Genomic DNA, 25,218 nt, shown 5'->3' on the forward strand with positions numbered 1-25,218 from the left:
GCGGAAGGATGCGCCGCGCCCGCCCGTAGACTTGTCGGGCTATGGATCCCGAAGCCCTCTCTACGCTCCTGCTCGATGTCGTCCGTCCCGCCGCCGAGCGGCGACGCGAGGGCGCGGGCGGCGAGCTCGCGGCATCCGACATCGTCCTCGAGCGTCCCAAGAACCGCGACCACGGCGACTGGGCCTCGAACATCGCGCTCAAGCTCGCCAAGGGCCTCGGGGCGAACCCGCGCGAGCTCGCGACCGAGATCGCCGACGCCCTGACGGCGGCGCCCGGTGTCGCGAGCGTCGAGGTGGCAGGCCCCGGCTTCATCAACATCCGACTGGATGCCGCGGCCGCCGGCGCACTCGCGAAGGTCATCGTCGAGGCGGGCGCCGCGTTCGGCACGAACGAGAGCCAGCACGGCAACACGATCAACCTGGAGTTCGTCAGCGCGAACCCGACCGGTCCGCTGCACATCGGCCACACGCGCTGGGCGGCGCTCGGCGACGCGGTGGCGCGACTGCTCCTCGCCAGCGGTGCGACGCTCGTGCGCGAGTTCTACATCAACGACGCCGGCGCGCAGATGGAGCGCTTCGGCCGCTCGGTGCTCGCCGCGGCCACCGGGGGAGAGGCACCCGAGGACGGCTACGCGGGCGCCTACATCGACGACCTCGGCCGCCGGGTGCTCGCCGCCCGCCCCGACATCGCCGACCTCGACGCCGACGAGGCGGTGATCGTCGCGCGCGATCTCGCCTACGAGTACCAGCTGGGCGAGATCCAGGCCTCGCTCGCGCGCTTCAACGTGCACTTCGACGTGTGGTTCTCCGAGCGCGTGCTGCACGCACAGCCCGAGGACGGCGGGCCGAGCCTCGTCGACGAGGCGGTCGACCGGCTGCGCGCCCAGGGACACGTGTTCGACCAGGACGACGCGGTGTGGGTGCGCACGACCGCGTTCGGCGACGACAAGGATCGCGTCATCCGACGCTCGAACGGCGAGTACACCTACTTCGCCGCCGACGCCGCCTACTACCTGAACAAGGGCGACCGCGGCTTCGCGCACAAGATCTACCTGCTCGGCGCCGACCATCACGGCTACGTGCACCGACTCAAGGCGCTCGCGGGCGCGGCGGGCGACGACCCCGAACGCGACATCGAGGTGCTCATCGGCCAGCTCGTCTCGGTCAACGGTGCACGCCTCAGCAAGCGCGCGGGCAACATCATCGAGCTCGACGACCTGCGGGACTGGCTTGGCACCGACGCGCTGCGCTACTCCCTCGCGCGCTACCCGGCCGACTCGCCGCTGACGCTCGACCCCGAGATCCTGCAGAAGCGCACGAACGACAACCCGGTCTTCTACGTGCAGTACGCCCACGCGCGCACGCACAACGTCGCCCGCAACGCGGCCGACTCCGGGGTCGACCGCTCGGCCTTCGCACCCGAGCTGCTCACGCACGAGACCGAGAGCGCGCTGCTCGGGGCGCTGCAGGAGTTCCCGCGCATCGTGGCGTTCGCCGCCGAGGTGCGCGAGCCGCACCGCGTCGCGCGCTACCTCGAGGAGCTCGCCGGTCTCTATCACCGCTGGTACGACAACTGCCGCGTCATCCCACTCGGCGACGACACGATCGACGACGTGCACCGCACCCGCCTGTGGCTCAACGACGCCACCGGCCAGGTGCTGCGCAACGGCCTCGATCTACTGGGTGTGAGCGCCCCCGATCGCATGTGAGGCATCCGTGACCGACGACGCCCGATCGACGTTCCCGTTCGAGATCCCCGAGCAGGATGCCGCGCCGCGCCGCCGGCGCCGGTGGGTCGTGTGGGTCGTCGCGATCGTCATCGTGGCGGTGCTCGCGGTGGCTGCCTGGTTCGCCGGCGACGGGATCGCCCGTGCGATCGTGACCTCGGTCATCCAGCAGCAGGTCAAGAGTCAGCTGGCGCTGCCGGCAGATCAGCAGGTCGACGTGCAGTTGTCGGGTCAGGTCATCCCGCAGCTCATCGGCGGGCGTCTCGACGAGGTGCGCGTCTCCTCGTCACAGGTGAGCGCCGGAGGGGTGACGGGCGCGGCCGACGTCACGTTGCACGGCCTCGACCTGTGGAACGATCACGCCATGACCGGCGGCGAGGGCACCATCCGCCTCGACGAGCAGCAGCTGCGCACCCTGCTCGCCGCACAGCAGGGATTCCCTGCGGAATCGGTCGGGCTGGCCGCGCCGAACGTGACGGCCTCGAGCCAGCTGTCCTTCCTCGGCGCGCAGATCCCGGTGTCGATCGCGCTCACGCCGTCCGCGAAGGACGGTGCACTCGTGCTCACCCCGGCCTCGCTCCAGATCGCGGGCGCGACGGCCACCGCCGACCACGTGCGGGCACGATTCGGGGCGCTGGCCGCGCCGCTCACCCAGTCGTGGACGATCTGCGTGGCCGGCAGCATCCCCCGTGGCATCACCCTCACGGGGGTCTCGGTCGAGGCATCCGATCTCGCGGCGACGTTCTCGATCGACGGCAGGATCCTCACCGATGCCTCGCTGCGTCAGAAGGGCTCGTGCGGCTAGCCGCCCATCGGCGGCGCTGTATGCCCGGTGCCCTAGACTCGTGCCGTCCCGTTGTGTCACCGCGCCGCACGGTGCGGGCGCGTGGGTTTCACCGCGCCGCAGCATCCGTCGATTGGTTCCCGTCCGTGTCCGCCTCGCCCGACCGCCCCACCGTGCCGACCTGGCTCGAGGTGCCGCGCGACGCCAATGACCTGGCTGAGCGTGTGTGGCCGGCGTCGACGACACGGGATGCCGCGGGCGCGCTGCAGCTCGCGGGCGTCACCGCACCGGCGCTCGCGGCCCGCTTCGGCACCCCTCTCTACGTGATCGACGAGGACGAGGTGCGGGGCCGTGCTTCCCGCACGCTCGCGGCTTTCACGGCGGCGGCCGCACGACACGGGGTGTCGGCGCGCGTCTACTACGCCGGCAAGGCGTTCCTGTCGACCGAGGTCGTGCGCTGGGTGACCCAGGAGGGTCTTGCCGTCGACGTGGCGAGCGAGGGTGAGCTCGCCGTCGCGCTCGCGGCCGGCGCGGACCCGTCCCGCATCGGCGTGCACGGCAACAACAAGTCCGTCGCGCAGCTGGAGCGCGCCGTCGCCGCGGGCGTCGGCTCGATCGTCCTCGACAGTCTCGAGGAGCTTGATCGGCTCAGCGCGATCGTCGCTCGCACCGGGGCGACCCAGCCGGTGCTCGTGCGGGTCGTGAGCGGTGTGCACGCCGAGACCCACGACTTCCTCGCGACCGCCCACGAGGACCAGAAGTTCGGCTTCGCCCTCGCCGATGCGCCGGCGGTCGTCGCCCGCATCCGTGCGACTGTGGGCCTGCAGTTCATCGGACTGCACTGCCACATCGGCTCCCAGATCTTCGGGTCGGCCGGCTTCGCCGAGTCGGCCCGCCGTCTCGTGGCCGTGCACGCCGAGCTGCTCGCCGCCGGTGCCGTGCCCGTGCTGAACCTCGGTGGCGGGTTCGGCATCGCCTACACCCGGGTCGACGTGCCGAGCCCGATCGACGAGCTCGCGGAGCAGATCGTCGACGGTGTCGCGCTGGCGTGCGCCGAGCGCGGCATCCCGATCCCCCACCTGGCCTTCGAGCCCGGACGCGCGATCGTCGGGCCCGCCGGCGTCACGCTGTACACGGTCGGCACGGTCAAGCCCGTGCGGGTCTCCGACGACCTCACCCGCACCTACGTGAGCGTCGACGGCGGGATGAGCGACAACGCCCGCCCCGCGCTGTACGGCGCCCACTACTCCGCGCGACTCGCGAGCCGTGTGAGCAGCGCCGATGCGGCACTCGTACGTGTGGTGGGCATGCACTGCGAGTCCGGCGACATCGTCGTCGACGCCGAATACCTTCCCGGGGACGTCGCCGCCGACGACCTGCTGGCCGTGCCCGCGACAGGTGCCTACTGCTTCTCGCTCGCGAGCAACTACAACTACGTGCCCCGCCCGCCCGTCGTCGCCGTGCGCGGCGGCGAGGCGCGCGTGATCGTGCGCGGAGAGACCATCGATGACCTCCTGGCGCGCGATGCCGGGGTCGCCCTCGAAAGGAACGCATGACCGACTACCGACTGCTGCGCGTCGCCCTGTTGGGCGCCGGCGCGGTGGGCAGCCAGGTGGCCGCCCTGCTGCTCAAGCACGCCGACGAGCTCGCCGACCGCGCGGGCGCCCGTCTCCAGCTCGCAGGGATCGCCGTGCGCAGCCTCGACGCCCCGCGCGACACGGAGCTCCCTCGCGAGTTGTTCACGACCGACGCGGCGAGCCTCATCGCCTCGAGCGACATCGTCATCGAGCTCATCGGCGGCATCGAGCCGGCCCGTGAACACATCCTGAGCGCGATCGGCTCGGGCGCGGACGTCGTCACCGCGAACAAGGCGCTGCTGGCCACCCACGGCCCCGAGATCTTCGAGGCCGCCGACCGCGTGGGCGCCTCGGTCTACTACGAGGCCGCCGCCGCCGGCGCCATCCCCATCATCCGTCCGCTGCGCGACTCGCTCGCGGGCGATCGCGTGCGACGCATCATGGGCATCGTCAACGGCACGACGAACTACATCCTCGATCGCATGGACACCGAGGGTGCCGAATTCTCCGACGTGCTCGCCGACGCGCAGCGCTTGGGCTACGCCGAAGCCGACCCGACCGCCGACGTCGAGGGCTACGACGCCGCGCAGAAGGCCGCGATCCTCGCAAGCCTCGCCTTCCACACCGCCGTGCCGCTCGAGGCCGTGCACCGTGAGGGCATCACCGCCATCGACAAGTCGATCATGGATGCCGCGCGTCACGCCGGCTACGTCGTGAAGCTGCTCGCGGTGTGCGAGCGCCTCGACGGACAGGACGACAGCCCGACCGGTGAGGCGATCTCGGTGCGCGTCTACCCGGCGCTCGTTCCCCGCAGCCACCCCCTCGCGAGCGTCCACGGCGCCAACAACGCCGTGTTCGTCGAGGCCGAGGCCGCCGGCCCTCTCATGTTCTACGGCGCCGGCGCCGGCGGCGTGCAGACCGCGTCCGCCGTGCTCGGCGACGTCGTGTCGGCCGCACGCCGTCACATCGCCGGCGGTGTCGGCGTGGGGGAGTCCACGCGCGCCAACCTCCCCGTCGTCGAGGTCGGCCGCGTCGTGACCCGCTACCAGATCACGCTCGAGGTCGTCGACCAGCCGGGCGTCCTCTCCACCGTCGCCGGACTCCTCAGCGACGGCCACGTCTCGATCGCCACGGTCGAGCAGACCACCACCATCGGTGAATCGGATGCCGCGGCCACCGCGCGTCTGGTCATCGGCACGCACAAGGCCAAGGAGCAGGACCTGAGCGCCACCGTCGAACGACTCGCCGCGAGCGAGGTCGTCGCACGGGTGGTCTCGGTGCTGCGCGTCGAAGGGAACTGACATGGCACACGTCTGGCGCGGAGTCCTGCGCGAATACGCCGACCGCCTCGGGGTGACCGAGGCATCCACCGTCGTCACGCTCGGGGAAGGCGGCACGCCGCTCATCCCGGCCCAGGCGCTGTCCCAGCGCACGGGCGCCGACGTCTGGGTGAAGTTCGAGGGCATGAACCCGACCGGCTCCTTCAAGGACCGCGGCATGACCGTCGCGCTCTCCCGCGCCGTCGAGCACGGCGCGAAGGCCGTCATCTGCGCGTCGACGGGGAACACGTCCGCGTCGGCCGCGGCCTACGCGGCGCACGCCGGCATCACCGCCGCCGTGCTCGTGCCCGAGGGCAAGATCGCGATGGGCAAGCTCAGCCAGGCGGTCGCCCACGGCGGGCGCCTCATCCAGGTGCGCGGCAACTTCGACGACTGCCTCGAGATCGCCCGCGAGCTCGCAGCGCACTACCCGGTGCACCTCGTGAACTCCGTCAACCCCGACCGCATCGACGGCCAGAAGACCGCGGCCTACGAGGTCGTCTCGCAGCTCGGCGACGCCCCGGACTTCCACTTCATCCCGGTCGGCAACGCCGGAAACTACACGGCCTACACCCGCGGCTACCGTGAGGAGGCCGACCGCGGTGTCTCGACCCGCGTGCCGCGCATGTTCGGGTTCCAGGCCGAGGGCTCTGCGCCGCTCGTGCGGGGCGAGGTCGTGAAGAACCCCGAGACGGTGGCGAGCGCCATCCGCATCGGCAACCCCGCCTCCTGGGACTTCGCGATCGAGGCGCGAGAGGCCACCGACGGCTACTTCGGCGCGATCGACGACGCACGGATCCTCGCGGCGCAGAAGCTCCTCGCCGAGACCGCGGGCGTGTTCGTCGAGCCGGCCTCCGCGATCAGCGTCGCGGGCCTGCTCGACCGTGCCGAGGCGGGCGTCATCCCCGCCGGCGCGCGTGTCGTGCTCACCGTCACCGGCCACGGGCTCAAGGACCCCCAGTGGGTGCTCAAGGGCGCGGACGGCGTCGACGTGACCCCCACGGTCGTCGACGCGGCGACCAGCGAGGTCGCCTCGGTGCTCGGCCTCGCGCCCGCCGAGGCATCCGCGTGAGCGTGCCCCCGGGCCGTCGCGCCGTCGTCCGCGTGCCGGCGACGAGCGCGAACCTCGGCCCGGGCTTCGACACGCTCGGCCTCGCGCTGAGCGTCTACGACGAGGTGACGGTCACAGCTCTCGCCGACGACCGCCTCGAGATCGAGGTCACCGGCGCGGGCGCGGACGGCGTGCCGCGGGATGCCTCGCATCTCGTCGTGCGTGCGATGGCCTACGCGTTCGAGGCCGTGTCGCGCACGCTGCCCGGCATCCGGCTCGAGGCCCACAACGTCATCCCCCACGGCCGCGGCATGGGGTCCTCCGGCGCCGCGGTGGTGTCGGGCCTGCTCGCCGCGAAGGGCCTGCTCGAGGGTGACGTCGAGCTCGGCCCCGACCTGCTGCTGCGCCTCGCGACCGAGCTCGAGGGGCACCCCGACAACGTCGCGCCGGCGTTGTTCGGCGGCCTCACGATCGCCTGGGTCGACGAGCTCGGTCCGCAGCACAAGAAGCTGCTCGTGCACCGCGGCGTCTCGCCGATCGTGTTCGTGCCCGAGTTCACCATGTCGACGTCCGTGGCGCGCTCCCTGCAGCCGCTGCAGGTGTCGCGCGAGGACGCGGTGTTCAACGTGTCCCGCTCGGCGCTGCTGATCGCCGCGCTGACCCAGAGCCCCGAGCTGCTGATGGCCGCCACCGAGGACAAGCTGCACCAGAACTACCGGGCCGCAGCGATGCCGGAGACCGATCTCCTCGTGCGCGAGCTGCGCGCGGCGGGGTTCCCCGCCGTCGTGTCGGGGGCGGGCCCGAGCGTGCTCGTGCTCGCCGACGGCCCGGGCCGTCGCCTCGAAGCGGCGGCCCTCGCCGCGACGCGCACCGAAACGCCGTGGGAGGCGCTCATGCTGGCCGTCGATGTGAGGGGTGGTACAGTGAACACCGACGCGGAGGGTGCCTCGTAACGTCGTTTACACGGCCTCCGTCGCAATCTGCGAAACCGCGCGATCCCTGAAATCCGATTTCCGAGCCACGCTCGATCGGTCCCGAGGATCCTCTTCGGGTGGGCGGATGTCTCTCTGTCGATGTCCGTAGTCGTCGCGCGCCCCATCCTCTACAAGGGAGTACTCGTGGAGTCCATCTCCGAGATCCAGACCGAAGACAACACCACCCCGGCCGACGCGGCGCTGCCGTTCGAGGGCCCCGACATCGAGGTGCCGAGCGACCAGCCGGCGCCGGCCGATGCCACCCCCGCGGAGGCCGACGCGCCCGCTGCCGAGGCCGACGCACCCGCGCGCAAGACGGCCCGTAAGCCCGCCCGCCGCCGCGTCTCGGCACTCGCCGCCGACCTCGGCGTCGACGCCAAGACCGTCATCGCTCGCGCCGCCGAGCTCGGTGCGAGCCTGAAGAGCGCGCAGTCGGCCGTCGACGACGACCTCGCTGCGCAGCTCACCGCATCCTTCGCCGAGCCCGCTGACGCCGCCGCGGTCGAGCCGGCAGCGGTCGACACCGTCGAGGGTGACCTGGCCACCGAGGGGGATGCCGCGGCATCCGCCGCCGACGAGGCGCCGGCCGACGCCGCCGCGGCCGGTGAGACCGAGGGCGCCGAGCAGGCCGACGGCGAGCCCGCCGAGGGCGAGCAGCCCACCGGCAGCCGTCGCAGCCGTAGCCGCAACCGGAACCGCAACCGCAACCGCAACGCCAACGGCGGCGAGCAGGGCCAGGCGCCCGCCGCGAGCGAGTCCTCGGACGACGCGCAGGCCGCCCCGGCGATCGCCGGCGGCGCGCAGACCCCCGCCCAGAGCCGCAACCGCCAGCGCAACAAGCGCCGCGGTCAGGGCCAGACCGGTGACGAGTTCGAGACCGAGATCGGCGAAGACGACGTGCTGCTGCCGATCGCCGGCATCCTCGACGTGCTCGACAACTACGCCTTCGTGCGCACGACCGGCTACCTTCCCGGCCCGAGCGACGTCTACGTCTCGCTCGGCCAGGTCAAGAAGTACAACCTGCGCAAGGGTGACGCGATCGTCGGCGCGATCAAGCAGCCGCGCGAGAACGAGGCACCCAGCCGCCAGAAGTACAACGCCCTCGTCAAGGTGGACTCGGTCAACGGCCTCGCCCCCGACGACGCCGAGAACCGCGTCGAGTTCGGCAAGCTCACCCCGCTCTATCCGCAGGAGCGCCTGCGTCTCGAGACGGCGCCGGAGAAGCTCACGCAGCGCATCATCGACCTGGTCGCCCCCATCGGCAAGGGTCAGCGCGGCCTGATCGTCGCGCCCCCGAAGGCGGGCAAGACGATCGTGCTGCAGCAGATCGCGAACGCGATCGCGACCAACAACCCCGAGGTCCACCTCATGGTCGTGCTCGTCGACGAGCGGCCCGAAGAGGTCACCGACATGCAGCGGACGGTCCGCGGCGAGGTCATCGCCTCGACCTTCGACCGTCCCGCCGAAGACCACACCACCGTCGCCGAGCTCGCCATCGAGCGCGCCAAGCGCCTCGTCGAGCTCGGTCGCGACGTCGTCGTTCTGCTCGACTCGATCACCCGTCTCGGCCGCGCCTACAACGTCTCAGCGCCCACGAGCGGCCGCGTGCTCTCGGGCGGTGTGGACGCCTCGGCGCTGTACCCGCCCAAGCGCTTCTTCGGCGCGGCGCGCAACATCGAGAACGGCGGCTCGCTGACGATCCTCGCGACGGCGCTCGTCGAGACCGGCTCCAAGATGGACGACGTCATCTTCGAGGAGTTCAAGGGCACCGGCAACAGCGAGCTGCGCCTCTCGCGCCAGCTCGCCGACAAGCGCATCTTCCCGGCCGTCGACGTGAACGCGTCGAGCACGCGCCGCGAGGAGATGCTGCTGTCGGCCGACGAGGTCAAGATCACGTGGAAGCTGCGCCGCGCACTCGCCGGCCTCGACGCCCAGCAGGCGCTCGAGGTCGTGCTCGGCAAGCTCAAGGAGACGCAGTCGAACGTCGAGTTCCTCGTGCAGATGCAGAAGTCGATCCCGGCGCCCGCCGGTGGCGGCCACTCGCACGGACACGAGAACAACATCCGCTGATCCGGGTTCGCCGTGGCTGAACCCGCGATGTTCGACTCGGTCCGCCAGCTGATCGACGAGCACAAGGCCGTCCAGGAGGAGCTCTCCGACCCGGCCGTGCACGCCGATGCGGCGCGCGCGAAGCGCGTCAACCGGCGCTACGCCGAGCTGTCGAAGATCGTGCACGCCTACGAGGCGTGGGGCGCGGCATCCGATGATCTGGATGCCGCGCGCGAGCTCGCCCGCGAGGACGACGCCTTCGCGGCGGAGGTCCCGGCGCTGCAGGAGCGCCTGGCGACCCTGCAGGAGCGCCTGCGACGCCTGCTGATTCCGCGTGATCCCGACGATGCGCGCGACGTGATCATGGAGATCAAGCAGGGCGAGGGCGGCGCGGAGAGCGCGCTGTTCGCCGCCGACCTGCTGCGTATGTACCTGCAGTACGCCGCCTCGATGGGGTGGAAGACCGAACTGCTCGAGCGCAACGAGTCCGACCTCGGCGGTTACAAGGACGTGCAGGTCGCGATCAAGGGCGCGGCCGGCGACCCGTCGCAGGGCGTGTGGGCGCATCTGAAGTACGAGGGCGGGGTGCACCGCGTCCAGCGGGTTCCGGCGACCGAGTCACAGGGACGCATCCACACCTCGACGACCGGGGTGCTGGTGTTCCCTGAGGTCGACGAGCCCGAAGAGATCCACATCGACGCGAACGACCTGAAGATCGACGTCTTCCGGTCGTCGGGGCCGGGGGGTCAGTCGGTGAACACGACCGACTCAGCGGTACGCATCACCCACCTCCCGACAGGCATCGTCGTCTCGATGCAGAACGAGAAGAGCCAGCTGCAGAACCGCGAGGCGGGAATGCGCGTGCTGCGGGCACGCCTGCTCGCCCAGCAGCAGGAGGAGCTTGCGGCGGCCGCCTCCGACGCGCGTCGATCGCAGATCCGCGGCATGGACCGCTCGGAGCGCATCCGCACGTACAACTTCCCCGAGAACCGCATCGCCGATCACCGCACCGGCTACAAGGCGTACAACCTCGACCAGGTGATGGACGGCGCCCTCGCGCCGGTCATCGACGCGTGCATCGCCGCGGACGAGGAAGAGCGTCTCGCGGCCCTCGCCGCGGACTGATCACACGCCGCGCCGACCGCGCCCGCTGCGCACCCATGCGCACCTCGCGCCGTGCGCGGTCACGCCGCGCCCCACCTCGGGCCGCGTCATCCGCGACCTCGTCGCCGTCCCCGCGGGCCGTGTCAGATGTGGTACTCGGGCGTGGTCAGGATGCTGCGCGTGTCGTCGCCGTCGCGGCGCGGGCGCGCCTTGGCGGGGATGCCGACGATCACGGAGTCGTCGGGCGCGTCGCGCGTCACGACGGCGTTCGCGCCGATCACGGATCCCGCACCGATGCGCACCGGCCCGAGCACCTTCGCGCCCGCGCCGATCGCCACTCCGTCGCCGATCGTGGGGTGTCGCTTGCCGGCGTCGCGCGTGCGACCGCCGAGGGTGACCCCGTGGTAGAGCAGCACGTCGTCGCCGACCTCGGCCGTCTCGCCGATGACGACGCCCATGCCGTGGTCGATGAACAGGCGCCGGCCGATCGTGGCGCCCGGGTGGATCTCGATGCCGGTGAGCCAGCGGGTCAGCTGCGAGCCGGCGCGGGCGAGGAAGCGCACCCGGCGCACCCACAGCGCATGCCACACGCGGTGCGACCACACCGCGTGCAGCCCGGGATAGAGCAGCGCGATCTCGAGGGAGGAGCGGGCGGCGGGGTCGCGGAGGCGGGCGGCCGCGAGATCCTCCCGCAGCCGCCGCAGCATCCCGCCGCCCGTCATCTCACTCCTCGCGCAGGTGCTCGTAGAGCGCGGTCGAGAGGTAGCGCTCGCCGTTGGACGGGATGATCACGACGATGTTCTTGCCGGCGGCCTCGGGGCGCGCAGCGATCTGCTGGGCGGCCCAGAGCGCCGCACCCGACGACATGCCGACGAGGATGCCCTCGCGGGCACCGGCCTCGCGGGCGACACGGATCGCATCGTCGAACTCGACGTCGATGACCTCGTCGATGATCTCGCGGTTGAGGATCGCGGGCACGAAGTTCGGGCCGATGCCCTGGATCTTGTGCGGTCCCGGGTGGCCCTTGGTGAGGATGGGGGAGTCGGCCGGCTCGACGGCGATGACCTTCGCGCCGGGCACGCGCTCCTTGAGCACCTCGCCGACGCCGGTGATGGTGCCGCCGGTGCCGATGCCGGCGACGAAGTAGTCGACCTGGCCGTCGGTGTCGCGCAGGATCTCCTCCGCGGTGGTCTTGCGGTGGATCGCGGGGTTCGCCTCGTTCTCGAACTGGCGGGCCCACACGGCGCCGGGGGTCTCGGCGACGATGCGCTTCGCCTCTTCGACGGCGAACGACATGCCCTTGGTGGGGTCGGTGAGCACGAGCTCGGCGCCGAACGCCTTGAGCAGCAGGCGGCGCTCCTTCGACATCGACGCGGGCATCGTGATGATGACGCGGTAGCCGCGGGCGGCGCCGACCATGGCGAGGGCGATGCCGGTGTTGCCGCTCGTGGACTCGACGATCGTTCCGCCGGGCGTGAGTTCGCCGGAGGCCTCGGCGGCGTCGACGATCGCGATGCCGAGGCGGTCCTTCACGCTGGATGCGGGGTTGTAGAACTCGAGCTTGCCGAGGATGTGGCCGCCGAGGCCTTCGCCGATGCGGCTGAACCGCACGAGCGGCGTGTTGCCGAACGCGCTGGTGATGTCGTCGTGGATCGCGGGCATGTCGGGGCTGCCTTCTCTCGCTGGTTCCCTGTCGTCGCGCGTCTGCGCGCGCACCGCGCCCAGCCTATGCGAGCGGATGCGATGAGGAGGCTGTGTGACGGGAGCCGGGTCGGCGGTGCGGCCGATAAACTGGGAGGCGCCCATGCCCGAGACCGCACTGCACCCCGGCGATCTGCCCGACGTCGTCGCGTCCGAGCGTCCTGAGACGCTCGCCGACGCGCTGCGCGCCGCTGCGGCGACCCTCGCGCGTGCGGGAGTGGCAGACGCGACCGTCGACGCCGAGCTGCTCGCGGCACACGTGCGCGGCGGCGGGCGCGGCGAGGTGCAGGCGGCTGCGCTGCGCGGCGACGCGATCTCCGAACCGGATGCCGCGTCCTTCGCGTCCCTCGTCGAGCGCCGCGCTGCGCGCGAGCCGCTGCAGCACATCACCGGCCGCGCGCCGTTCCGTCACCTGGAGCTGAGGGTCGGCCCGGGGGTGTTCGTGCCCCGCCCCGAGACCGAGCTGCTCGCGCAGATCGCGATCGATGCGCTGCGCGCCGCGGCATCCCCTTCGCCGATCGCCGTCGATCTCGGCACCGGATCCGGTGCCATCGCCCTGTCGCTGGCGACCGAGGTGCCGCACGCTCGGGTGCACGCGGCCGAGAACTCCGTCGACGCCTTCGTGTGGACGAAGGAGAACTTCGCCGAGGTCGGCGCCGAGAACGCACGTCTCGCGTTCATCGACCTGGCCGTCGCATTCCCCGAGCTCGACGGCACCGTCTCGGTGCTGGTGTCGAACCCTCCCTACGTGCCGGATGCCGCGACCCCCCGCGACCCCGAGGTGCGGCTGTTCGATCCGCCCGCGGCCCTCTACGGAGGCGAGGACGGCCTCGACGTCGTGCGCACCCTCGCGCAGGTCGGGCTGCGACTCGTGCACTCCGGCGGACTCATCGCCATCGAGCACGGCGAGCTGCAGGGAGCGGGCGTGAGGGACGCGCTCGCCGAGGCCGGCTGGCACTCCGCGGCGACCCACCGCGACCTGACGCTGCGCGACCGGGTCACCACGGCGCTGCGGCCCTGACCGCCCAGCCGGGCCGAACTAGACTGGCCCAGTCATGTCTTCCCTCTTCGATTGCCGCGACGAGGCCGAGCTTCTCGCGGGCATGCGTCAGGCGCGCCAGGCCATCGGTCGCGGCGAGCTCATCGTCCTCCCCACCGACACCGTCTACGGCGTGGCCGCCGACGCGTTCTCCCCGGCTGCCGTCGCGCGTCTGCTGGCGGCGAAGGGCCGTGGCCGTCAGCAGCCCCCGCCTGTGCTCGTGCCCGGCGTGAACACGCTGCGGGCGCTCGTGAGCGAGGTGCCCGAGCCCATCGACCGCCTCATCGGCTCGCACTGGCCCGGCGGGCTCACGATCGTGCTGCCGGCCCAGCCCTCGCTCGCCTGGGACCTCGGTGACACCCGCGGCACCGTGGCCGTGCGCATGCCCGCCCATCGTCTGGCGATCGAGCTGCTGGAGGAGACCGGACCGCTCGCGGTCTCGAGCGCCAACCTGACCGGCGCCCCGGCCGCGATCGTCGCGAAGGAGGCGGAGCGGATGCTGCGCGACAGCGTCGCCGTCTATCTCGATGACGGCCCGGCCACCGCGGGCTTCGCCTCGACGATCATCGACGCCACCGGGCTCTGCGCCGGTCGTCAGGGAACCGTGCGCGTCCTGCGCGACGGGGTCGTGTCCCGCGCCGAACTGCGCTCCGTGCTGGGCGATGCGCTCGAACCAGACCCGGGGACGTGAAGCAGTACCTGTTCACCGCGCTGGTCACCGCGGTGCTCACGTTCGTGCTCGCCGGGGCGGTGTGGCGCCTCGCGCTGCGCTTCAAGCTCTACCCGGCCATCCGCGAACGCGACGTGCACACGCGGCCGACGCCGCGCCTGGGGGGCATCGCCATGTTCCTCGGCATCGTCGTGGCCTTCGGATTCACCGCGCAGAACGACTTCTTCCACCGGGTGTGGATCGACCCGCAGCCGGTCCTCGCGATCCTCGCCGCGACCGTGCTCATCGTCGCTGTCGGCATAGCCGACGACCTGTGGGACCTCGACTGGATGATCAAGCTCGCGGCGCAGGTCGGCGCGGCCGCGATCATCGCGTGGTTCGGGGGCATCCAGATCTACTCGCTCCCCGTCGGCGGCCTCACGGTGGGGTCGAGCTGGATGAGCGTCGTCCTCACGATCCTGTCGATCGTGGTGGTCATGAACGCGGTCAACTTCATCGACGGGCTCGACGGCCTCGTCGCCGGCGTCGCGCTCATCGCGAACGGCGTCTTCTTCGCGTGGTCGTACCTTCTGGTGCGCGACACCGGCCAGAGCACGTACTCGAACCTCGCCTCCCTCATCGCCGTCGTGCTCGTCGGCGCGTGCGTCGGGTTCCTCCCGTGGAACTGGAGCCCCGCGAAGATGTTCATGGGCGACTCGGGCGCGCTCATGCTGGGACTCCTCATGGCCACCAGCGGCATCGCCGTCACGGGTCAGCTCAACCCCGCGACGCTCGACCCCGAGACCCTCGGACGCTCGCAGCTGCTCGGTGCCTTCATCCCGGTGCTGCTCCCGGTGGCCGTCGTCATCCTGCCGCTGCTCGACTTCGGTCTCGCCGTGATCCGGCGCACGGGGGCGGGGCGCTCGCCCTTCTCGCCCGACCGCAAGCACCTGCACCACCGGCTGCTCGACCTCGGTCACTCCGACCGCTCGGCCGTGCTGATCTTCTACGCATGGGCCGCCATCGTCGGGCTCGCCGTGCTGCTCATGTACATCGCCACCCGTGAGAACTGGCCCGGCCAGTACTGGATCGGCGTGGGCTTCGGCGTCCTCGGTGGCGCGGCCTGCGTGATCGTCACCGCCCTGCCGTCCCGGCGCCGCCGCCCCGACCCCCGAGCGAAAGACCCCGCATGATGTCGTCTCCCGTTTCCAGCACTCCCGTCCTGCGGGCCACGCTCCAGTGGTCGGCATGGGCCGCCCTCGCGCTCGCGGTCATCGCGGGCGTGGCCGGGTTCATCGCCGCCGGCCCCTCCGGCCTCGTCAGCGGGCTGGCCGGTGTCGTCGTCGGCGCGGTGTTCCTCTCGATCACCTCGGGCAGCATCCTCATCGCGAACCGCTGGTTCGGCGACGCGCTCTATGTGCCGATCTTCTTCGCGATCGTGCTGGGCGGCTGGCTGCTGAAGATCGTGCTGTTCGTGGTCGCGATGCTCGTGCTGCGGGGGCAGCCGTGGATCGCTCCGCAGGCCTTCTTCCTCGCGCTGGTCGCGGCTGTGATCGGGTCCCTCGTCGTGGACGTGGTCGTGCTGGCGAGGATGCGGCTGCCCCATGTCAGCGACACGACGCTCCCGACCGACCCGGAAGCGGGGGAGCGCAAGGACCCGCAACCTCCGAGCGGCACCTGAACCTCCAGCGGTTTGATAGGGTTGGACACGCACCCGACCGCGAGCGCCTGAGTGCCGGCCCTGGGGTGCACCCCGACCCATCGTCGTACCGATTTCTTTCGGTGCCCCGGAGCTGGAGCCTGTGCTGTTTCATCACGCTGCGACTGTGATCGCGAATGCCGAGTCCACGGGCGACGGTGGTTTCCACGCCCCCTCCATCGGAGAGTTCTTCCCTGACGCGGTGCTGTTCGCGGGAACGCCCTTCGCCCTCACGCGGATCAACCTGATCCAGATCCTCGCGACCGTCGTGCTCATCACGCTGTTCCTGCTCGCGACCCGCCGCATGCGCCTCGTGCCGACCCGGTTCCAGAGCGTCGCCGAACTCGGTCTCGACTTCGTGCGCAACGGCATCGCCCACGACCTGCTCGGCAAGAAGGACGGCAACCGCTTCCTGCCGATCCTGACCACCATCTTCTTCATGGTGCTGTTCATGAACCTCACGGGTGTCGTGCCGTTCCTGAACATCGCCGGTACGAGCATCATCGCGGTGCCGCTGCTGCTCGCGATCGTCTCCTACATCACGTTCATCTACGCCGGTGTCAAGAAGAGCCCGAAGAACTTCTTCAAGAACGCGCTGCTCCCGTCGGGCGTGCCGTGGCCGCTCTACTTCATCATCGTCCCGCTCGAGTTTCTCTCGACCTTCATCATCCGCCCGGTGACGCTCACCCTCCGTCTGCTGATGAACATGATCGTCGGGCACCTGATGCTGGTGCTCTTCTTCTCGGCCACCTGGTTCTTCACGGTCGAGCTCAGCGGCTGGTGGACGGCCCTCGGTCTCGGCACCCTGGCCTTCGGCTTCGTCTTCACCCTCTTCGAACTCTTCGTCGCCTTCCTCCAGGCGTACGTCTTCACGATCCTCACCGCGGTCTACATCCAGCTCGCGGTCGCGGAAGAGCACTGATCCGGTCGGCATCCGCCGCCCACAACCGAAAGGAATAACCCCGTGGACGCAACTACGGTTCTCGCCGACGTCTCCGGTTCGCTCGCGACGGTCGGCTACGGTCTCGCCGCCATCGGCCCCGCCATCGGCGTGGGCATCGTGGTCGGCAAGACCATCGAGGGCGTCGCCCGCCAGCCCGAGCTCGCAGGCCGCCTCCAGGTGCTGATGTTCATCGGTATCGCCTTCACCGAGGCCCTCGCGTTCATCGGTATCGCGACCGGCTTCATCTTCGGCTTCTGATCGCGAACGACTTCAAGTAAGGAGACAGGATGCTTCCCGCTCTTGTCACCCGCGCCGCCACGGAGGCGGGGCAGAACCCGCTGCTGCCCGCGGTCTACGACATCGTGTGGTCCGCGGTCTGCTTCGTCGTCATCCTCCTGGTGTTCTGGCGTGTGATCCTGCCGCGCATGCAGAAGCTGCTCGACGAGCGCTCCGCAGCGATCGAGGGCAACATCGCGAAGGCCGACGAGGCCCAGCGCCAGGCCGAGGCCGCGCTCGAGGAGTACACCGCGCAGCTCGCCGCCGCCCGCAAGGAGGCCGGTGAGATCCGCGAGTCCGCCCGCGAGGAGGGCAAGCAGATCGTCGCCGAGGCGAAGGATGCCGCGACCTCCGAGGCCGCGCGCGTCACCGCACAGGCCCACGCACAGATCGAGGCCGAGCGCCAGGCGGCCCTCGTCTCCCTCCGGGGTGAGGTCGGTGCGCTCGCGCTCGATCTCGCCGGCGGCGTGATCGGCGAGAAGCTGAAGGACGACGCGTCCGCGCAGGGCGTCGTCGACCGCTTCCTCGCCGACCTCGAGGCATCCGAGAAGGCGACGAAGTAATGGGCGCCGCGACCACTCACGCACAGGAGGCCGCGAACGCGGCACTGTCGACGACGGCGGGTGTCGACCTCACGGTCGCCACCGAGCTGTTCCAGGCAGCGCGCGCGCTCGCGCACCGTCCGACCCTTGCCGGCGCACTCGCCGACTGGGCGGCGACCCCGGAGTCGCGCGCGAAGGTGGTCGAGGACGTCTTCGGCGCCGCCGTGTCGCCCGTCACCCGTCAGGTGCTCGCGGCCGCAGCCGTCGAGCGTTGGTCGTCGGCGCACGACTTCGTGTTCGGCGTGGAGGAACTGGCCGTTCGTGCCGCCTCCAAGGCCGCGCCGTCCGCCGACGTCGAGGGTGAGCTGTTCCGGGTGTCGCGAACGATCGCCGACAACCCGCAGCTCGAGCTCGCGCTCGGCAGCCGGCTCGGCGACGCCGAAGCGAAAGGCGAGCTCGTCGAGACGCTTCTCGGCGGACGTGCGTCCGAGGCGACGACGCTGATCGTGTCGTCGCTGGTGCGCCAGCCGGGCGAGCGCCGGGTACGCGAGGTTCTCTCGCGCGCCATGCGCGTGGTCGCCGCGGAACGCGAGCGCACCGTCGCGACGGTCGTGAGCGCTGTGGCGCTGACCGACGCGCAGACCGAGCGACTGGGCGCGGCGCTGGCCGCGCGTTACGGCACGCAGGTCTCGATCAACACGGTCATCGACGAGTCGATCGTCGGCGGCCTGCGCATCCAGATCGCGAACGACGTGATCGACGCGAGCGTGTCCACCCGTCTTGCGGATCTCCGCCACCGGCTGGCGGGCTAACGGGACCTCCCTCCCGACGATGAGACTTCGGGGCGATGGCCCCATGAACGAAGGAAGACAATGGCAGAACTCTCCATCAGCCCCGACGTCATCCGTGACGCGCTGAAAGACTTCGTCGCAGCGTACGAGCCCACGGGGGCCGCGGCCACCGAGGTCGGCACCGTCATCGACGCGGCCGACGGCATCGCCCACGTCGAGGGCCTGCCGGGCGTGATGGCCAACGAGCTCGTCACGTTCGCCGATGGCACGCAGGGCCTCGCCCTGAACCTCGACGAGCACGAGGTCGGTGTCGTGGTGCTCGGCGAGTTCGCCGGCATCGAGGCGGGCCAGGAGGTCACCCGCACCGGCGAGGTGCTCTCGGTCGCCGTCGGCGACGGCTACCTCGGTCGCGTGGTCGACCCGCTCGGCAACCCGATCGACGGTCTCGGTGAGATCGCGACCGAGGGCCGTCGCGCGCTCGAACTGCAGGCTCCCGGCGTCATGCAGCGCAAGAGCGTGCACGAGCCGATGCAGACCGGCATCAAGGCGATCGACGCGATGATCCCGATCGGGCGCGGTCAGCGCCAGCTGATCATCGGCGACCGCCAGACCGGCAAGACGGCGATCGCGATCGACACGATCATCAACCAGAAGGCGAACTGGGAGTCGGGCGACCCGACCAAGCAGGTGCGCTGCATCTACGTCGCCATCGGCCAGAAGGGCTCCACGATCGCGGCCGTCAAGGGTGCGCTCGAGGACGCCGGTGCGCTGGAGTACACGACCATCGTCGCGGCCCCCGCGTCCGACCCGGCCGGCTTCAAGTACCTCGCTCCCTACACCGGCTCGGCCATCGGCCAGCACTGGATGTACGGCGGCAAGCACGTCCTGATCATCTTCGACGACCTGTCGAAGCAGGCTGAGGCCTACCGCGCCGTGTCGCTGCTGCTGCGTCGTCCGCCGGGCCGCGAGGCCTACCCCGGCGACGTCTTCTACCTGCACTCGCGTCTGCTGGAGCGTTGCGCGAAGCTGAGCGACGAGCTCGGCGCGGGGTCGATGACGGGTCTCCCGATCATCGAGACCAAGGCGAACGACGTGTCGGCCTACATCCCGACCAACGTGATCTCGATCACCGACGGTCAGATCTTCCTGCAGTCCGACCTGTTCAACGCGAACCAGCGTCCGGCTGTCGACGTGGGCATCTCGGTGTCCCGCGTCGGTGGTGACGCGCAGGTCAAGTCGATCAAGAAGGTCTCGGGCACGTTGAAGCTCGAGCTGGCGCAGTACCGCTCGCTCGAGGCGTTCGCGATGTTCGCGAGCGACCTGGATGCCGCGTCCCGCCGTCAGCTCGCCCGTGGCGCGCGCCTCACCGAGCTCCTCAAGCAGCCGCAGTACTCGCCGTACCCGGTGGAAGAGCAGGTCGTCTCGATCTGGGCCGGCACCAACGGCAAGCTCGACACGATCGAGGTCGCCGACATCCTGCGCTTCGAGCGCGAGCTGCTCGACCACCTCCGCCGCTCGACCACGATCCTCGACACCCTGCGTGAGACGAACGTGCTCAGCGACGAGCTCGTCACGGAGCTCGAGAGCGCGGTCGACGCGTTCACGCTCGAGTTCCAGGCGGGCACGGGAGCGGGCATCGGCTCGGTCGGTCGCGAGGAGTTCGACGCCGCGGACGCCGATGACGTGAACCAGGAGAAGATCGTCAAGGGTCGCCGCGGCTGAGCCGCGGGAAGAGCAACTATGGGCGCACAACTCCGGGTCTACAAGCAGAAGATCTCCTCTGCTCAGACGACCAAGAAGATCACGAAGGCGATGGAACTCATCGCGGCTTCGCGCATCCAGAAGGCGATGGCGCGCGTGCGCGCGTCCTCGCCCTTCTCGCGGGCCGTGACGAGCGCCGTCTCCGCCGTGGCCACCCACTCCAACATCGATCACCCGCTGACCCGGGAGCGCGAGGTCGTCCGCCGCTCGGCGGTGGTCATCTTCTCGTCCGACCGCGGTCTCGCGGGCGCGTTCAACTCACAGATCCTCCGTGAGGGACTCGAGCTCGCGCAGCTGCTGCGCGACGAGGGCCGCGAGCCGGTGTTCTACCTCGTGGGGCGCAAGGCGGTGGGGTACTTCCAGTTCCGGCGCATCGCGAGCGCGGCCGAGTGGACCGGTGACACCGACACCCCGCAGTTCTCGACGGCCGAGGAGATCGCGGCGGCGCTGCTCGACGCGTTCGCGCTCGGTGGCGACAACGGCGGCGTCGACGAGATCCACCTCGTCTACAACCGCTTCGTCAGCATGATGACCCAGTCGCCCGAGACGGTCCGCCTGCTTCCGCTGGCGGTCGTCGAGGCGGAGGATTCGGCCTCGCACGCGGTGTACCCGCTGTACGAGTTCGAGCCCGACGCCGAGACGGTGCTCGACGCGCTGCTGCCGGTCTACATCCAGAGCCGCGTGTTCAACGCGCTCCTGCAGTCGTCGGCCGCGAAGCACGCGGCCACTCAGAAGGCGATGAAGGCGGCGAGCGACAACGCCGACAAGCTCATCACCGACTACACCCGCCTGCGCAACAACGCGCGTCAGGCCGAGATCACTCAGCAGATCGCAGAGATCGTCGGCGGCGCCGACGCTCTCTCGTCGGGCAAGTAGAGACAGGAAGACAGGACAATGACTCCCTCCGCCACCGCCGAGAAGGCCCCCACCGAGGTCGTCGGGCGCGTCGCACGCGTGACCGGCCCTGTGGTCGACATCGAGTTCCCGCACGACTCGATCCCCGACATCTACAACGCGCTCACCACCTCGATCACGATCGACGGCGAGAGCACCCCGCTGACCCTCGAGGTCGCCCAGCACCTGGGTGATGACCTCATCCGCGCCATCGCTCTGAAGCCGACCGACGGCCTCGTGCGCGGCCAGGAGGTGCGCGACACCGGCGGCCCCATCTCGGTGCCGGTCGGCGACATCACCAAGGGCAAGGTCTTCAACGTCACGGGCGACATCCTCAACGGCGCTCCGGGGGAGACCGTCGAGATCACCGAGCGCTGGGGCATCCACCGCAAGGCGCCGAGCTTCGACCAGCTCGAGTCCAAGACCGAGATGTTCGAGACGGGTATCAAGAGCATCGACCTGCTCACTCCCTACGTGCAGGGCGGCAAGATCGGCCTGTTCGGTGGTGCGGGCGTCGGCAAGACGGTCCTCATCCAGGAGATGATCCAGCGCGTCGCGCAGGACCACGGCGGTGTGTCCGTGTTCGCCGGTGTCGGCGAGCGCACCCGTGAGGGCAACGACCTCATCGGCGAGATGGAGGAGGCGGGCGTCTTCGACAAGACGGCGCTCGTGTTCGGCCAGATGGACGAGCCGCCGGGGACGCGTCTGCGCGTCGCCCTCTCGGCCCTCACCATGGCCGAGTACTTCCGCGACGTGCAGAAGCAGGACGTGCTGCTGTTCATCGACAACATCTTCCGCTTCACGCAGGCCGGTTCCGAGGTGTCGACCCTTCTCGGTCGCATGCCGTCCGCGGTGGGCTACCAGCCGAACCTCGCCGACGAGATGGGTGTGCTGCAGGAGCGCATCACCTCGACCCGCGGCCACTCGATCACGTCGCTCCAGGCCATCTACGTGCCCGCCGACGACTACACCGACCCGGCCCCGGCGACGACGTTCGCCCACCTCGACGCCACGACCGAGCTCTCCCGTGAGATCGCATCGAAGGGTCTGTACCCGGCGATCGACCCGCTCACTTCGACGAGCCGCATCCTCGACCCGCGCTACATCGGTGCGGACCACTACCGTGTGGCCACCGCCGTGAAGCAGATCCTGCAGAAGAACAAGGAACTGCAGGAGATCATCGCGATCCTCGGTGTCGACGAGCTCTCCGAAGAGGACAAGATCGTCGTGTCGCGTGCACGTCGCATCCAGCAGTTCCTCTCGCAGAACACCTACATGGCGAAGAAGTTCACCGGTGTCGAGGGCTCGACCGTCCCGATCAAGGAGACCATCGAGTCGTTCGACGCGATCGTGAAGGGCGAGTTCGACCACGTCGCCGAGCAGGCGTTCTTCAACGTCGGCGGCATCTCCGACGTCGAGGCCAAGTGGGCGCAGATCCAGAAGGAGAACGGCTGATCATGCCGCTCAACGTCACCCTGGTGTCGGCCGAGGCGGAGCTGTGGACCGGCGAGGCCAGCCTCGTCGTCGCCAAGACCGTCGAGGGCGAGATCGGTTTCATGGCCGGACACGAGCCGGTGCTCGCGATCCTCGCCAGCGGCCAGGTGCGCATCACCGGCGCCGACGGCGCGAAGGTCGTCGCGGATGCCTCGGACGGGTTCATCTCCGTCGAGGAGGACGTGGTGACGATCTTCGCCGGTCACGCGACGCTGGTCGCCTGACGTCGATTCCTCGTTCGACGCGCCGTCCGTGATCCACGGGCGGCGCGTCGCCGTCTGACCCGGAGGGTCTGCATGCTGGTGCTGCTTCCGCCGTCCGAGACCAAGCGTCCCGGAGGACTCGGCACGTTCGCCCTTGAGCGGCTGTCGTTTCCCGAGCTCGACCTTCCGCGCAGGGAGGCGATCGCCGCGCTCGCTGCACTGTCTCTGGACCCTGAACGTGCAGCGTCCGTGCTGGGGCTGAGCGCCCGTCAGCGAGACCTCGTCGCCGTCAACGCGGCGATGCCGCACGCGCCGACGCTGCCGGCCATCGATCGGTACACGGGGGTTCTCTTCGATGCGCTCGACGCCCACAGCCTCGACGCCTCGGCGCGGCGGTGGCTCGGCGGTCACGTCGCCATCCAGACGGCGCCGTTCGGGCTGGTCGGTGCGACGGACCGCATCCCCGACTACCGCTTGTCCGCGGGTGTCTCGTTGCCGGGCATCCCCGCTCAGCCACGGCACTGGGGCGCGCCGACGACCGCCGCGCTGGTCGCGGCATCCCGATCATTCGTGCTCGACCTGCGCTCTGAGGCCTACGCCGCCCTCGGGCCGGTGCCGAGCGGGGTGCCGAGCACCTACGTGCGGGTCGTCGCCGACTCGGGCGACGGCGAGGTGAGGGCCCTCAACCACTTCAACAAACGCACCAAGGGTCTGCTGGTGCGTCTGCTCGCCACGGGTCGTCCGCCGGTGCGCTCGCTCGCGGGCTTGGCATCATGGTTGCGCGCGCACGACGTGCGGGTCGACACGACCGACGCCGCCGAGTGGCGGGTGCACGCGCTCCACTGAGCGCGCACATGACGGAGGGGTCGGGATGCCGCGGCATCCCGACCCCTCCGTCATGACGATTACTTGATGAAGCGGAAGTTCACCGGGTAGCGGTAGCTGCCGCCGGCGTTCACACGCACACCACCCATGATCGAGAAGATGATGTTCACGACCCAGAGGGCGAAGAGCACGAACCCGATGAGGATGCCGAGGAACCACAGCGGCGTGAAGCCGATGATCGTGTTCACGATGATCCCGGCGATGTAGACGAGCTCCCACGTGATCTGCCAGTTCAGGGCTTCCTTGGCCTCGACGTTGGTGCGGGGTCCGCGGTCCTTGAGGATCAGCCAGATGATCAGCGAGGGCAGGAAGCCGACGATGCCACCGATGTGGGCCCACATCGCGGCCGTCTTGTCGGACTCGGGGCTGAGGGGCTGTGCGGGAGCAGCGGAGTAGGCCGGCGGAGGCGTCGGCTGTTCGGGAGTGGGGGTGGAGTCGCTCATGGGATGGCCTTTCGGAAGGCTAAGGACGGGCGATGGACGTCATCGGCCCGGCCGCGGCTGGCGGCTTACCTGAAAAGGTACTGGGAAGGCTGTTCTCGGTGCAATCATCATCCACGCCGAGCCGTCACTCAGCGCCATCTCCGGGTCGCAATCCCGCCGTTTCCCTCAGGGGCCGGGAGCGTTCCCCGTGTCAGGCGCAGGGGTTAGCGTGGACCCGTGGCCACGTCTCCCGCTCAGCGCCGTGTCGGCGCCTCCGGTCTGCTCGTCTCCGCCGCCGGGCTCGGCTGCAATAATTTCGGCCGTGCCGGCACCCGCACCGAGTCGATCGAGGGAACGCGTGCGGTGATCGATGCGGCGATCGACGCGGGCGTCACGCTGTTCGACACCGCCGATGTGTACGGCCGGGAGTTCGGGCTCAGCGAGACGCTGATGGGGGAGGCCCTCGACGGTCGCCGGGACGAGGTTCTCCTCGCGACGAAGTTCGGCCACGCGGCGCTGGCACCCGCGCGCCTCGGTGCGTCGAAGGGGTCGCGCTCCTACATCCGCTGGGCGGTCGAGGGATCGCTGCGGCGGCTGCGCACTGACCACATCGACCTCTATCAGCTGCACACCCCCGATCCCGACACCCCCATCGAGGAGACGCTCGATGCCCTCCGCGATCTGGTGCGGGAGGGGAAGGTGCGCTATCTCGGGCACTCCAACTTCGCAGGATGGCAGATGGTCGCCGCGGATGCCGCGGCATCCGATGTGCCCTTCATCTCGGCACAGAACCACTACAGCCTGCTGGCTCGCGGCTCCGAGCGCGAGGCGCTGCCGGCCGTCGAGCACCTCGGCCTCGGGTTCTTCCCCTTCTTCCCCCTCTACAACGGACTGCTCACCGGCAAGTTCACGCGCGCCGGCGGGCCGGCCGACAGCCGCATCATGAACGTGCGCCCGCACCTGTGGCGCGACGCGCCCTGGGATGCGCTCGAGGGGTATCAGCGCTTCTGCGACGCGCGCGGCATCACCATGCTCGAGGCGACGTTCGGCTGGCTCCTCGCGCGCCCCGCGACCTCGAGCGTCATCGCCGGGGCGACGTCTGCCGAACAGATCGCGCAGAACGCGGCGGCATCCACCGCGTGGCACCCGACTGCCGCGGATCTCGCCGAGATCGACGCGCTGATTCCGCTGCCCGCCGACCCGGCCGCCTAGGCCGTGTTGATCAAGAGGTTTCGCTCCCGGCTGGGTGAGTCTTAAGCGGTGACGCGACAGGAGATCTCTGACGAGGTGTGGGCCGTGATGGAGCCGTTGATGCCGACGGCGTCCGGGAGGTC

Annotated in this window: 25 protein-coding genes; 22 read left to right on the forward strand and 3 right to left on the reverse strand. The window is 70.2% G+C overall.

Features of this window, described 5'->3' with window-relative positions; genetic code table 11:
- Positions 1–41 precede the first annotated feature (41 nt).
- The 8 genes from RR49_RS03395 (at position 42) to prfA (ending at position 10,606) form a co-directional block, all read left to right on the forward strand.
- A complete protein-coding gene (locus RR49_RS03395; protein WP_045246659.1) occupies positions 42–1,709 on the forward strand; it encodes an arginine--tRNA ligase in 1,668 nt (555 codons plus the stop codon).
- A gap of 7 nt (positions 1,710–1,716) precedes the next feature.
- Positions 1,717–2,532, forward strand: a complete 816-nt coding sequence (locus RR49_RS03400) for an LmeA family phospholipid-binding protein (RefSeq protein ID WP_045246660.1) — start codon at positions 1,717–1,719, stop codon at positions 2,530–2,532.
- 125 nt (positions 2,533–2,657) lie between these two features.
- Positions 2,658–4,067 carry a diaminopimelate decarboxylase gene (lysA, locus tag RR49_RS03405; RefSeq protein WP_045246661.1) on the forward strand — a complete coding sequence of 470 codons (1,410 nt, stop codon included), beginning with the start codon at positions 2,658–2,660 and terminating at the stop codon, positions 4,065–4,067.
- The gene (locus RR49_RS03410) at positions 4,064–5,389 is read left to right on the forward strand and encodes a homoserine dehydrogenase (RefSeq protein WP_045246662.1); all 1,326 of its coding nucleotides are present in this window, start codon (positions 4,064–4,066) and stop codon (positions 5,387–5,389) included. The genes lysA and RR49_RS03410 overlap by 4 nt, the downstream gene beginning before the upstream one ends.
- A gap of 1 nt (position 5,390) precedes the next feature.
- A complete protein-coding gene (thrC, locus tag RR49_RS03415; protein ID WP_045246663.1) occupies positions 5,391–6,479 on the forward strand; it encodes a threonine synthase in 1,089 nt (362 codons plus the stop codon).
- Positions 6,470–7,411, forward strand: coding sequence for a homoserine kinase (thrB, locus tag RR49_RS03420; protein WP_137877572.1), 942 nt, complete (start codon positions 6,470–6,472; stop codon positions 7,409–7,411). The genes thrC and thrB overlap by 10 nt, the downstream gene beginning before the upstream one ends.
- A 165-nt stretch (positions 7,412–7,576) precedes the next feature.
- Positions 7,577–9,502 (forward strand): transcription termination factor Rho, encoded by a 1,926-nt coding sequence (gene rho / locus RR49_RS03425; protein ID WP_052671994.1) that lies wholly within the window; start codon positions 7,577–7,579, stop codon positions 9,500–9,502.
- Positions 9,503–9,529: 27 nt separating this feature from the next.
- Positions 9,530–10,606 carry a peptide chain release factor 1 gene (gene prfA, locus RR49_RS03430; RefSeq protein ID WP_045246666.1) on the forward strand — a complete coding sequence of 359 codons (1,077 nt, stop codon included), beginning with the start codon at positions 9,530–9,532 and terminating at the stop codon, positions 10,604–10,606.
- Positions 10,607–10,728: 122 nt separating this feature from the next.
- Here the strand turns inward: prfA and epsC are convergent, their stop codons facing one another.
- Positions 10,729–11,307, reverse strand: coding sequence for a serine O-acetyltransferase EpsC (epsC, locus tag RR49_RS03435; protein ID WP_048809322.1), 579 nt, complete (start codon positions 11,305–11,307; stop codon positions 10,729–10,731).
- A gap of 1 nt (position 11,308) precedes the next feature.
- Complete coding sequence (gene cysK / locus RR49_RS03440; protein ID WP_045246667.1) at positions 11,309–12,247, reverse strand: cysteine synthase A; 939 nt, start codon at positions 12,245–12,247, stop codon at positions 11,309–11,311.
- Between the two features lie 142 nt (positions 12,248–12,389).
- Between cysK and prmC the strand changes: the two genes are divergently transcribed.
- From prmC to RR49_RS03505, 13 genes are all read left to right on the forward strand, one after another.
- On the forward strand, positions 12,390–13,307 hold the full coding sequence (gene prmC, locus RR49_RS03445) for a peptide chain release factor N(5)-glutamine methyltransferase (RefSeq protein WP_084603790.1): 918 nt from the start codon (positions 12,390–12,392) through the stop codon (positions 13,305–13,307).
- Positions 13,308–13,341: 34 nt separating this feature from the next.
- Positions 13,342–14,016 (forward strand): L-threonylcarbamoyladenylate synthase, encoded by a 675-nt coding sequence (locus tag RR49_RS03450; protein ID WP_045246668.1) that lies wholly within the window; start codon positions 13,342–13,344, stop codon positions 14,014–14,016.
- Positions 14,013–15,167: an MraY family glycosyltransferase gene (locus RR49_RS03455; RefSeq protein WP_045246669.1), complete on the forward strand. Its 1,155-nt coding sequence runs from the start codon at positions 14,013–14,015 to the stop codon at positions 15,165–15,167. The genes RR49_RS03450 and RR49_RS03455 overlap by 4 nt, the downstream gene beginning before the upstream one ends.
- Positions 15,164–15,655, forward strand: coding sequence for a Cg1360 family ATP-synthase-associated protein (locus tag RR49_RS03460; protein WP_045246670.1), 492 nt, complete (start codon positions 15,164–15,166; stop codon positions 15,653–15,655). The genes RR49_RS03455 and RR49_RS03460 overlap by 4 nt, the downstream gene beginning before the upstream one ends.
- A 145-nt stretch (positions 15,656–15,800) precedes the next feature.
- Positions 15,801–16,595: a F0F1 ATP synthase subunit A gene (gene atpB, locus RR49_RS03465; RefSeq protein ID WP_084603791.1), complete on the forward strand. Its 795-nt coding sequence runs from the start codon at positions 15,801–15,803 to the stop codon at positions 16,593–16,595.
- 42 nt (positions 16,596–16,637) lie between these two features.
- Complete coding sequence (gene atpE / locus RR49_RS03470) at positions 16,638–16,874, forward strand: F0F1 ATP synthase subunit C (protein WP_045246671.1); 237 nt, start codon at positions 16,638–16,640, stop codon at positions 16,872–16,874.
- 29 nt (positions 16,875–16,903) lie between these two features.
- A complete protein-coding gene (locus RR49_RS03475) occupies positions 16,904–17,455 on the forward strand; it encodes a F0F1 ATP synthase subunit B (protein ID WP_045246672.1) in 552 nt (183 codons plus the stop codon).
- Positions 17,455–18,246 carry a F0F1 ATP synthase subunit delta gene (locus RR49_RS03480; RefSeq protein ID WP_045246673.1) on the forward strand — a complete coding sequence of 264 codons (792 nt, stop codon included), beginning with the start codon at positions 17,455–17,457 and terminating at the stop codon, positions 18,244–18,246. The genes RR49_RS03475 and RR49_RS03480 overlap by 1 nt, the downstream gene beginning before the upstream one ends.
- 60 nt (positions 18,247–18,306) lie before the next feature.
- Positions 18,307–19,947, forward strand: a complete 1,641-nt coding sequence (gene atpA, locus RR49_RS03485; protein ID WP_045246674.1) for a F0F1 ATP synthase subunit alpha — start codon at positions 18,307–18,309, stop codon at positions 19,945–19,947.
- 18 nt (positions 19,948–19,965) lie between these two features.
- Positions 19,966–20,862: a F0F1 ATP synthase subunit gamma gene (locus tag RR49_RS03490; RefSeq protein WP_045246675.1), complete on the forward strand. Its 897-nt coding sequence runs from the start codon at positions 19,966–19,968 to the stop codon at positions 20,860–20,862.
- Positions 20,863–20,880: 18 nt separating this feature from the next.
- Positions 20,881–22,335: a F0F1 ATP synthase subunit beta gene (atpD, locus tag RR49_RS03495; RefSeq protein WP_045246676.1), complete on the forward strand. Its 1,455-nt coding sequence runs from the start codon at positions 20,881–20,883 to the stop codon at positions 22,333–22,335.
- Positions 22,336–22,337: 2 nt separating this feature from the next.
- The gene (locus RR49_RS03500; RefSeq protein ID WP_045246677.1) at positions 22,338–22,598 is read left to right on the forward strand and encodes a F0F1 ATP synthase subunit epsilon; all 261 of its coding nucleotides are present in this window, start codon (positions 22,338–22,340) and stop codon (positions 22,596–22,598) included.
- A 72-nt stretch (positions 22,599–22,670) separates the two neighbouring features.
- The gene (locus RR49_RS03505) at positions 22,671–23,423 is read left to right on the forward strand and encodes a YaaA family protein (protein ID WP_048809325.1); all 753 of its coding nucleotides are present in this window, start codon (positions 22,671–22,673) and stop codon (positions 23,421–23,423) included.
- A 59-nt stretch (positions 23,424–23,482) separates the two neighbouring features.
- Here RR49_RS03505 and RR49_RS03510 read toward each other — a convergent pair whose 3' ends face one another.
- The gene (locus tag RR49_RS03510) at positions 23,483–23,905 is read right to left on the reverse strand and encodes a DUF4870 domain-containing protein (RefSeq protein ID WP_045246678.1); all 423 of its coding nucleotides are present in this window, start codon (positions 23,903–23,905) and stop codon (positions 23,483–23,485) included.
- Positions 23,906–24,121: 216 nt separating this feature from the next.
- Between RR49_RS03510 and RR49_RS03515 the strand changes: the two genes are divergently transcribed.
- Positions 24,122–25,096, forward strand: coding sequence for an aldo/keto reductase (locus RR49_RS03515; RefSeq protein ID WP_045246679.1), 975 nt, complete (start codon positions 24,122–24,124; stop codon positions 25,094–25,096).
- Positions 25,097–25,218: the final 122 nt, after the last annotated feature.

Origin of the sequence: Microbacterium ginsengisoli, from assembly GCF_000956535.1 — a bacterium.
GTDB lineage: Bacteria > Actinomycetota > Actinomycetes > Actinomycetales > Microbacteriaceae > Microbacterium > Microbacterium ginsengisoli.

Excerpts from the sequence above, each read along its gene's own strand:
- RR49_RS03395 (WP_045246659.1), top strand. The coding sequence starts at position 42 with ATGGATCCCGAAGCCCTCTCTACGCTCCTGCTCGATGTCGTCCGTCCC.
- RR49_RS03410 (WP_045246662.1), top strand. The coding sequence starts at position 4,064 with ATGACCGACTACCGACTGCTGCGCGTCGCCCTGTTGGGCGCCGGCGCG.
- thrC (WP_045246663.1), top strand. The coding sequence starts at position 5,391 with ATGGCACACGTCTGGCGCGGAGTCCTGCGCGAATACGCCGACCGCCTC.
- prfA (WP_045246666.1), top strand. The coding sequence starts at position 9,530 with ATGTTCGACTCGGTCCGCCAGCTGATCGACGAGCACAAGGCCGTCCAG.
- epsC (WP_048809322.1), bottom strand. The coding sequence starts at position 11,307 with ATGACGGGCGGCGGGATGCTGCGGCGGCTGCGGGAGGATCTCGCGGCC.
- cysK (WP_045246667.1), bottom strand. The coding sequence starts at position 12,247 with ATGCCCGCGATCCACGACGACATCACCAGCGCGTTCGGCAACACGCCG.
- prmC (WP_084603790.1), top strand. The coding sequence starts at position 12,390 with ATGCCCGAGACCGCACTGCACCCCGGCGATCTGCCCGACGTCGTCGCG.
- RR49_RS03450 (WP_045246668.1), top strand. The coding sequence starts at position 13,342 with ATGTCTTCCCTCTTCGATTGCCGCGACGAGGCCGAGCTTCTCGCGGGC.
- RR49_RS03460 (WP_045246670.1), top strand. The coding sequence starts at position 15,164 with ATGATGTCGTCTCCCGTTTCCAGCACTCCCGTCCTGCGGGCCACGCTC.
- RR49_RS03475 (WP_045246672.1), top strand. The coding sequence starts at position 16,904 with ATGCTTCCCGCTCTTGTCACCCGCGCCGCCACGGAGGCGGGGCAGAAC.
- RR49_RS03480 (WP_045246673.1), top strand. The coding sequence starts at position 17,455 with ATGGGCGCCGCGACCACTCACGCACAGGAGGCCGCGAACGCGGCACTG.
- atpA (WP_045246674.1), top strand. The coding sequence starts at position 18,307 with ATGGCAGAACTCTCCATCAGCCCCGACGTCATCCGTGACGCGCTGAAA.
- RR49_RS03490 (WP_045246675.1), top strand. The coding sequence starts at position 19,966 with ATGGGCGCACAACTCCGGGTCTACAAGCAGAAGATCTCCTCTGCTCAG.
- atpD (WP_045246676.1), top strand. The coding sequence starts at position 20,881 with ATGACTCCCTCCGCCACCGCCGAGAAGGCCCCCACCGAGGTCGTCGGG.
- RR49_RS03500 (WP_045246677.1), top strand. The coding sequence starts at position 22,338 with ATGCCGCTCAACGTCACCCTGGTGTCGGCCGAGGCGGAGCTGTGGACC.
- RR49_RS03505 (WP_048809325.1), top strand. The coding sequence starts at position 22,671 with ATGCTGGTGCTGCTTCCGCCGTCCGAGACCAAGCGTCCCGGAGGACTC.
- RR49_RS03510 (WP_045246678.1), bottom strand. The coding sequence starts at position 23,905 with ATGAGCGACTCCACCCCCACTCCCGAACAGCCGACGCCTCCGCCGGCC.